Below are 8,579 nucleotides of genomic sequence, written 5' to 3' on the forward strand. Positions count from 1 at the left end.
GTGCCGCCCAAGGGGGAACAACCATGAAAACAGGCACCGTGCTGGCCACGGCTTTTCTGCTTGCGGCAGGCAGCGTGCATGCGCAGTCTGGCGGCGACTGTCCCGCGCTTCCGGCAAGCAGCGGCCTCGCCTGGGAAAAGCTTGACGGCAAGGACTACACCTTCTGCAAGGCCATCCGCGCCAGCGACGGCGCGCAGATGCTGGCGGTGATGATCACTGGCGACGCGCCGTTCCGCCCGCGCCGCGGCAACCGGACGGTGGAAACCGTGATCGATGGCCAGGACACCTGGTGGTACCGCAGCGAGCTCTCGGGACCGGCCGGCATCGAAGTGCGCGAGACACTGGTCGAACTGGATCGCGGCAACGTCGCCCACATCTCCTTGCGCGGCGACGAAGCACAGCTGTCCGAGGCCATGTCACTGGCCGAGCAGCTGCGCTTCGACGTCATCCGCCTCTCGACCAACTGAATCCAGCCGCCCGGTCGACGCATGCGGGCCTGGCCTCCCGCGCCGGGCGCCGACGCTCCGCAGCAGGCGAGTGGCCTTCGCAAGCGCACGGCCGGTGGCGCTCGCCGCGGCCGCGCCCTGCACGTGGTGATGACTGCCATCAACCGCGGCCGTCCAGGTGGTGCCGATCATCGGCGCCACGCTTCCCTCAGAACCGGCCCTGCTGGAAGTCGACGAAGGCCTGCATCAGCTCTTCGCGCGTGTTCATCACGAAGGGGCCGTGGCGTGCCACCGGCTCGCGCAGCGGCCGGCCCGACACCAGCAGCATGCGTGCCCCGGCCCCGCCCGCGTCCACGCGCAGCGCGTCGCCACCACCAAGGACGCCGAGTTCATGGCTGGCCAGGGTGCGCGCCTCCTCGCCGCAGCCGATGGCGGCCTCGCCTTCGAATACGTAGACGAACGCGCTCTGGCCCTCGGGCAGCCGGTGTTCCCAGGCCACGCCCGGCGCCAGCGACACGTCCAGGTACAGCGGATCGGTGGCCGGCTGTTCGATCGGCCCGCGCACGCGGCGGCCATCGGCGGCGGCGATCTCCCCGGCCACCACGCGGACGTCCACGCCCTCCGCCGGGGTAACCCGCGGGATGCGGTCGGGCGCGAACTCCTGGTAGCGCGGCTCGGTCATCTTGTCCTTCGCCGGCAGGTTCACCCACAGCTGGAAGCCGCGCATGCGGCCTTCCTCCTGCTCGGGCATCTCCGAATGCACCAGGCCGCGGCCGGCGGTCATCCACTGCACGCTGCCGGGCACCAGGAGGCCTTCGTTGCCGTGGTTGTCGCGATGGCGCATGCGGCCGTCGAGCATGTAGGTGACGGTCTCGAAGCCGCGGTGCGGATGCTCCGGGAAGCCCGCGATGTAGTCCTCGGCGCGGTCGGTGCCGAATTCATCGAGCAGCAGGAATGGATCGAGTTCGGGCAGCCCGGCGCCGCCGATCACGCGCGTCAGCTTCACGCCGGCGCCGTCGGAGGCGGGCTCGCCGCGCAGCTTGCGCACCACGCGGGTGGAGTCGAACTGGGTAACGGTCATGGGGAACTCCTCGTCGGGGCCACCCCAATCATGGTGCCGCGTCGCCCCCGGCACAGCCCCCGCCGGCGAAACGCTGCGGTTCCGCTGCCGACGTTTGGGCCTGCAGGGGCTGTGGGAGCAGCTATGGCTGCGATCCGGTAGTGCGGAATCGCAGCTATAGCTGCTCCTACAAAAAAGGCCGGGCTGGATCAGTCCGTTCCGTCGCGCCGGGTCAGGCGCCAGGCCTTGTGGATCCGCGGGTTGCGCGCGAAGTCCGGCGGGATCGTTTCGGCGGTGATGTCCTCGCACTCCGCGAACGCCGCCACCGCCTCGTCGTCCAGGCGGAAGCGGCGGTAGTTGTTGGAGAAGTACAGCACGCCGTCCGGGGACAGCCGTGCCACCGCAGCCTGCAGCAGGCGCACGTGCTGGCGCTGCATGTCGAAGTCGTCCGCGCGCGCCGAGTTCGAGAACGTCGGCGGGTCGCAGAACACCAGGTCGTATTCGCCGGTGTCCGCCTCCAGCCAGGCCACGGCATCGGCCTGCACCAGGCGGTGCGCGCTGCCGCCGAGGACGCGGCCGTCGACGCGGTTGCCGCGCAGGTTGTCCGACGCCCACTGCAGGTAGGTCGCCGACAGATCGACGCTGGTGGTGCCGGCCGCGCCGCCCACCGCCGCATGCACGGTGGCCGCGCCGGTGTAGCAGAACAGGTTGAGGAAGCGCTTGCCGCGCGCCTCGCGCTGCAGGCGCGCGCGCAGCGGGCGGTGGTCGAGGAACAGGCCGGTGTCGAGGTAGTCGAACAGGTTCACGCGCAGCAGCGCCGCGCCCTCGCGCACGGTGATGTATTCGTTGCGGCGCAGGGACGCGGCATCGGCGTACTTGCTGCCGCCCTTGCCGCGCGCGCGGACCTTGGTCGCGACGCGCTCGCGCGTAACGCCGAAGACTTCGCGCGCGGCCGCCAGCACTTCGCCGAAGCGGCGGCGCACGTCGGCGTCGGGGATGTCGGCGGGCGCGGCGTACTCCTGCACGTGCAGCCAGGTGGCATCGGGATCGTCTGCCTCGGTGTAGACATCGATCGCGGCCGAGTATTCGGGCAGGTCGGCGTCGTAGGCGCGGTAGCAACCGATGCCCTCGCGCACGCGCCAGGACTTCAGCGCGCGCAGGTTCTTGCGAAGGCGGTTGGCGAGCATCTGCGCGCCAGGCGACAGCGGGCGCGGCACGGCGTCCTCGCGCAGCGGCGGCTGCACCGGGTCGGCGACCAGCAGCGAGCACTCCAGCGCGCCGTTGAACACCTGGTAGACCTTCTGCGGGCGCAGGCCGGTGGCGCGCGCCAGGTCCGGGCTGCCGCAGAGCAGGCTGGCGCGCCAGTACGGCGCGATCCGGCGCAGGGCGTCGCCAAGGCCGCGGTAGAGCTGGGCGTCGGCGGCCAGGCGCGCGTCGTAGGGCGGGTTGCTGGCGACCAGGCCGCGGACCTGGGCCATCGGCCGCAGCGCGGCGACCTGGCGCTCTTCCAGCTGCAGCACGTCGCCGAAGCCGGCAGCGGTCGCGTTCTCATGCGCGGCCCGCAGCGCCGCGGGATCGACGTCACTGCCGTAGAACACCGGCCGCAGGGCCTCGCGCCCCACGCGTTCCCGCTCAAGCGCTTCATCGCGCAGCGTGGCCCAGACGCCGGCATCGAAGCCGCTCCAGCGCGACGGCTGCACATCGCCATGGCGCAGCAGGCCGGGCGCAACGTCCGCGGCCATGGCCGCGCCTTCGACCAGCAGCGTGCCGCTGCCGCACATCGGATCCAGCAGCGCGCCACCCTCGGCATGCACCTGCGGCCACTGGCCACGCAGCAGGACCGCGGCGGCCAGGGTTTCCTTCAGCGGCGCATCGCCCTGCGCGCGACGCCAGCCGCGGCGATGCAGGGAGCCGCCGCCGAGGTCGACGGAAAGGATCGCGCGGCCCTTGCGCACCACCAGGTTCAGCCGCAGGTCGGGCGCATCCAGGTCGACGTCCGGGCGCGCCCCGGTCTCGGCGCGCAGGCTGTCGACCACGGCGTCCTTGACCCGCAGCGCTGCATAGCGCGCATGCGTGATCCCTTCGCCGGACACCCGGGCATCGACCGCCAGCGTGCGGCCCGGCGCCAGGTGGCTGGCCCACGGCAGGGCCACGGCGTTGCGGTACAGCGTGTCTTCGTCGTCGCAGTAGAACTCGGCCAGCGGCCACAGCACGCGGCTGGCCAGGCGCGACCACAGCACCGCGCGCTGGGCGTCGGCGAGCTCGCCTTCGACGTTGACGCCGGCGACGGTGGCGGTCGCGCGCGCGCAGCCGAGCGCAACCAGCTCGTCGGCCAGCAGGTATTCCAGGCCCTTGCCGCAGCTTGCGAAGAATTTCACGGCGACAGCGCGCCCAGCAGGTCGGCGAACAGCGCCGCCGAAGCTTCGACATGCGCGGACAGGCGGTGGCTGTCGTCGACCAGCAGCAGGCGGTCGCGACGCGGCATCGCCCAGGCGACGACATCGGCGGCCGGTATCAGCTCGTCGTGCCAGCCGTGGATGATCGCGGTCGGCACCGCCGCGGCCTGGAGCGGGTAGGCCTTGGCCAGGTTCACCGGCGGCGCCATCAGGAACAGCGCGCGCGTGGGCACGTCAAGCGAGACCCGGCCGGAGATCCAGGCGCCCAGGCTCGACCCCGCGAGCACGAGTGGGCCTTCGGCGGCGCGGGCGGAGGCGAGCGCCTGCAGGTGGGCCAGGCGCCGGGCGACGTCGCCCAGGTCGCTGACGTCATGCATGGCGTCGAAGCCGGTGTAGTCCGGACGTTCGTGGCTCCAGCCCAGGCGTTCGGCGACCTCGGCCAGCGCGGTGACCTTGGTGGCGTCGGGGCCGCTTTCGAAGCCGTGCGACAGGATGCAATGGCCGCGTGCGGTCATGGGGTCCGGGGAGGTTCGGGGGAATGTGAATGCTAGCATCGCGCCGTCCCCCGCCCCGGCCGCGACGTGCGCATCGACCCCCTGCCCTACGAGTCCCTGCTGGAGACGCGCCCGCTGGCGCAGGTCGACCTGGTGGTCATCCACTGCACCGAACTGCCGGACCTCGCCGTCGCGCGCGAATACGGCGAACGTGTGCTGTATCCGGCCAGCGGCACGGGCAACAGCGGGCACTGGTACGTCGATCGCGACGGCGCAACGGAACGCTGGGTGGATCCGGCGCGGGTCGCGCACCACGTCCGCGGCTTCAACCCGCGCTCGGTGGGCATCGAACTGGTGAACACCGGGCGCTGGCCGGACTGGCTGGATTCACGCCGCCAGACGATGGCCGAGCCGTATCCCGACGCACAGATCGAGGCGTTGGCGGCACTGTTGGCGGTGCTGGTGACCGAGCTGCCCGCCCTGCGCTGGATCGCCGGCCACGAGGATCTCGATACCGGCATGGTTGCCGCTGACGACGATCCCGCGGTGCAGGTGTGGCGCAAGCGCGATCCCGGACCGATGTTCCCCTGGCAGCGGGTGCTGGACGCCACGCCGCTGCGGCGCCTGCCCCTGCCTCCGCCGCTCTAGCTCGGTTGCGGGCGCGCTTGCCGGCCGGGATTCACCGCACGCCACCGTATAATCGGCGGATGCCCAACAGCACCCCCGCTCCCGCGTCCGAACTGCTCGACCTGCTCACCCTCGAGCGCCTGGAAGACGACCTGTTCCGCGGCCAGAGCCGCGACATCGGCACCAAGTACGTCTTCGGCGGCCAGGTGCTGGGCCAGGCGCTGTCGGCGGCGCAGTGCACGTTGACCCAGCCGCGCGGCGCGCATTCGCTGCACGCCTACTTCCTGCGCGCGGGCGACATCGAGCATCCGATCGTCTACGACGTCGACCGCACCCGCGACGGCGGCAGCTTCTCGGTGCGCCGGGTGACCGCCATCCAGCACGGCAAGGTCATCTTCTTCTGCGCTGCGTCGTTCCAGGAGCCGGAAGGCGGTGCCGAGCACCAGCTGTCGATGCCCGAAGTACCGCAGCCCGAAGACCTGGAGCCCGCGCCCGCGATTCCGGACAAGGTGCTGGCGAAGCTGCCGACCAAGATCCAGCGCTGGCTCGACCGCAGCGGCCCGTTCGAGTTCCGCCACGTCTATCCGCGCGACGAACTCGACCCGCCCAAGCGCCCGCCCTACCAGCAGGTCTGGTTCCGCCTGGCTGAAAAGGTCGGCGATGCGCCCGAGCTGCACCGCGCGCTGCTCGCCTACGCCTCCGACTTCCACCTGCTCGGCACGGCCACGTTCCCGCACGGCATCAGCTACTACCAGCCGAAGGTGCAGATGGCTTCGCTCGACCACGCGCTCTGGTTCCACCGCCCGTTCCGCGCCGACGACTGGCTGCTCTACTCCATCGACAGCCCCAGCGCGCAGGGTTCGCGCGGACTCGCCCGCGGCATGATCTACGACCGCGCCGGCCGCCTGGTCGCGAGCACCGCGCAGGAAGGGATGATCCGGGTGGTCGAAGGGCAGCCCGGGCAGGTCCCGGCGCGGAGCTGACGCCGTGCGCCAGGTGTTTTCCAGCGCCCGCATCGAGAACGTCGAAGCGGTGGCCCGGCTGCTTGAAGAGGCCGGCATCGAGGTCCGGATCAGCAACGGCCGCTCCTACCGTGGCGCCATCCGGGGCAATTTCAGCTATCGCGACGGCAACAACAGCGGGCCGCGCCCGGCCGTCTGGGTGATCCGCTCCGACCAGCAGCCGGAGGCGCGCCGCATGCTGCGTGAAGTCGGCCTGCTGCAGGACACCACGCCGCGCAGCGAAAGCTTCATGCCGCCGCCGCCTTCACTGGCCGGAGGCACCAGCTCGCCGCTCTCCGCGCGCGGTGGCGGACGCTTCCGCTACGGGCTGCTGCTGGGGGTGGCGGTGATGGTGGCGCTGGTGATGATCGCCTACCGCGCCAGCCGTGGTGGTGGCGACGATGACGCCTTGGCCGCCGCGCCGGCGGCATCCGTCCCGGGCGCGTCCACGCCGGCCGGAAGACAGGCGCCCGCGTCGACGTCCGCTGCCGACATGCCGCTTGTCGCCACCCTGCCCGACGAAGCCTTCGTGATCGCCACGCCGCCGGCGCTGGCGGCCACCCTGCTGCGCGAAGCGCTGGAGGCCGCCGGCACGCGGCGCGGCTGCCTCGGCATCGACGGCGCCGACCCGGACCCCGCGCTCCTGCAGGCGCTGGCCGGCGAAGGGTTCGACGTGGTCCCGGCCTCGGACTGTGCCGATGCACGCCTGCTGGTGAGCGTGTCCGACTACGCCACCGACGGCTCCGGCAGCGGCACCGTGCGCCTGGCCGTGGACGGGGACGAGCCCCGGAACCTGGCCGTGCGCCGCGACGGCCAGGACTGGCTGCGCGAAGACGCGGATTGAGGCAGCACCGGGCGGAGCCTGCCATGGGTCACGTTTCCCGCACCGCCGCGTCTGGATAGGATGGCGCCTGCCCGGTGCCGCCACGCGAGCAGCCCATGACCACCTGCGCCATCGATGCCCTGATCCACCGCGACCTGCCCGCCGCGGCCGACGGCTGCCAGCAGGCCTACACCCGCATCATCGTCGCCAGCCAGAACACGGTGACCGCGGTGGCCCTGGCCATCACCCGCGATCCGACCGCCAGCGAGGACATCGCCCAGGAGGCCTTCCTGTCCGCCTGGCAGAACCTCAAGCGCCTGCAGAACCCGGCAAGCTTCCTGCCCTGGCTGCGCCAGATCACCCGCAACCTGGCCTATGACCACCTGCGCCGCCACCGCCAGCGCGTGATCGGCGGCGAGGCCGCGGAAATCGCCATCAACCATGCCGCCGATCCGTCCGCGCTGCCCGAAGAGCAGCTGCTCGACGCCGAACGCGAGCGCATGGCCGCCGAGCTGATCTCCGAGCTTCCCGAAGAGAGTCGCGAAGTGCTGCTGCTGTACTACCGCGAAGGCCAGAACTCGCGCCAGGTGGCCGAACTGCTGGGCCTGTCCGACGCCGCCGTGCGCAAGCGCCTCTCGCGCGCCCGCAAGAGCCTGCGCGAAGACCTGCTGTCGCGCGTTGGCGACTTCGCCCGCTCCAGCGCGCCGGGCACGGCGTTCGCGGTGGGCGTCACGGCCATGCTCGGTTTCAGCCGGCCCGCAGCCGCGGCGGGCTTCGCCAAGGTCGGCGGCAGCGTCATCGGCGGCGTGTTCGGCAAGGGCGTGCTCGGGACGGCCGGCGCGCTTGGCGGCGGCCTGCTGGCCGGGCTGGTCACCGCCTGGCTGTGCCGGAAGATGCTCGTGGCCTACGCCGACGACGAGGCCGAGCGCGGCGGGATCCTTCGCGTCTACAACACCTACATCTGGACCTCGTTGCTGGCCGTGGGCCTGACCCTGGCGTCGGCCTTCACCTTCGACAGCCTGGTGCCGACCTATGCGCTCGCCCTGGCCGCGATCGCGGTACTGAACTACCAGCTGCTGGGTCCTCTGGCGCGGACCATGCAGCCGCTGCTGCGGCGCGACGCCATCCGCAACCCCGAAGGCGCGCGCTCGAGGCAGCTGCTGTACCGGCTGACCTTCGGCACCAGCGGCGTGGTGATCAGCAACGTGGCGATCATCGGCGGGCTGGTGTTGCTGTACCTCAAGGGCTGATCGGCGACATGCGCTCCGGGCGTTGAAAAGGCTCTTCTTTCGACTGGGGGAGAGACCTACGGCCGGTCCGGCGTTGTGGCTGGTTCTTCTCGAGGCTCCGGGGTGCTGACGTGACAGTTGCGGCGTTGTTGGGCCGGGAGCTGCTCGACTGGGGTCCGCGTTGCACGTGCCGCGCACTTCTCCGTTCTGGTCCGCGCTGCCCGTCCCGCGCACAGGGGGTGTGCTGCGCCGGCCGTCTCCGCGTCCTGCTCCCAGCGGCCGGGCGCCGGCCATCCATGGCCGGCTCTCCGCACACCCCCTGTGCACGGGACGGGCCGTGGCGTTTCTTGGCTTCGGGACGGAGATCAAGAGCGGGCGCGCGCTCGCGGATCGTGGCCGTGGTGTGACGTGGCCGTGCTGCTTGATCCGGTGACGATCCGCCCGGTTGCGACATCTGCGTCGACGTTGCCCCCGTCCACCACCGCCCAAAAGGTCCGGGCCCG

The 8,579-nt window shown here is 71.6% G+C and carries 8 protein-coding genes; 5 read left to right on the forward strand and 3 right to left on the reverse strand.

Features of this window, described 5'->3' with window-relative positions; all coding sequences use genetic code 11:
* The first annotated feature begins 23 nt into the window (after nt 1–23).
* Nucleotides 24–467 carry a hypothetical protein gene (locus tag WCD84_RS02370; protein ID WP_343253853.1) on the forward strand — a complete coding sequence of 148 codons (444 nt, stop codon included), beginning with the start codon at nt 24–26 and terminating at the stop codon, nt 465–467.
* 187 nt (nt 468–654) lie between these two features.
* On the opposite strand, the gene WCD84_RS02375 is transcribed toward WCD84_RS02370, so the two are convergent.
* The 3 genes from WCD84_RS02375 to WCD84_RS02385 all read right to left on the reverse strand — a co-directional run bounded on the left by WCD84_RS02375 (nt 655) and on the right by WCD84_RS02385 (nt 4,417).
* Complete coding sequence (locus WCD84_RS02375; RefSeq protein WP_343280289.1) at nt 655–1,527, reverse strand: pirin family protein; 873 nt, start codon at nt 1,525–1,527, stop codon at nt 655–657.
* Between the two features lie 188 nt (nt 1,528–1,715).
* Nucleotides 1,716–3,884 (reverse strand): bifunctional 23S rRNA (guanine(2069)-N(7))-methyltransferase RlmK/23S rRNA (guanine(2445)-N(2))-methyltransferase RlmL, encoded by a 2,169-nt coding sequence (gene rlmKL / locus WCD84_RS02380; RefSeq protein WP_343280290.1) that lies wholly within the window; start codon nt 3,882–3,884, stop codon nt 1,716–1,718.
* On the reverse strand, nt 3,881–4,417 hold the full coding sequence (locus WCD84_RS02385) for a hypothetical protein (RefSeq protein ID WP_343280291.1): 537 nt from the start codon (nt 4,415–4,417) through the stop codon (nt 3,881–3,883). The genes rlmKL and WCD84_RS02385 overlap by 4 nt, the downstream gene beginning before the upstream one ends.
* 66 nt (nt 4,418–4,483) lie before the next feature.
* Between WCD84_RS02385 and WCD84_RS02390 the strand changes: the two genes are divergently transcribed.
* The 4 genes from WCD84_RS02390 to WCD84_RS02405 all read left to right on the forward strand — a co-directional run bounded on the left by WCD84_RS02390 (nt 4,484) and on the right by WCD84_RS02405 (nt 8,097).
* Nucleotides 4,484–5,044 carry an N-acetylmuramoyl-L-alanine amidase gene (locus tag WCD84_RS02390; protein WP_343280292.1) on the forward strand — a complete coding sequence of 187 codons (561 nt, stop codon included), beginning with the start codon at nt 4,484–4,486 and terminating at the stop codon, nt 5,042–5,044.
* A 59-nt stretch (nt 5,045–5,103) separates the two neighbouring features.
* Nucleotides 5,104–6,006 carry an acyl-CoA thioesterase II gene (gene tesB, locus WCD84_RS02395; protein ID WP_343253858.1) on the forward strand — a complete coding sequence of 301 codons (903 nt, stop codon included), beginning with the start codon at nt 5,104–5,106 and terminating at the stop codon, nt 6,004–6,006.
* A gap of 4 nt (nt 6,007–6,010) precedes the next feature.
* The gene (locus tag WCD84_RS02400; RefSeq protein ID WP_343280293.1) at nt 6,011–6,868 is read left to right on the forward strand and encodes a hypothetical protein; all 858 of its coding nucleotides are present in this window, start codon (nt 6,011–6,013) and stop codon (nt 6,866–6,868) included.
* A 95-nt stretch (nt 6,869–6,963) separates the two neighbouring features.
* Entirely contained in the window at nt 6,964–8,097 is a 1,134-nt protein-coding gene (locus tag WCD84_RS02405; RefSeq protein WP_343277656.1) for an RNA polymerase sigma factor, read from the forward strand.
* Nucleotides 8,098–8,579 lie beyond the last annotated feature (482 nt).

Source organism: Luteimonas changyuni, assembly GCF_039548395.1.
Lineage (GTDB): Bacteria > Pseudomonadota > Gammaproteobacteria > Xanthomonadales > Xanthomonadaceae > Luteimonas.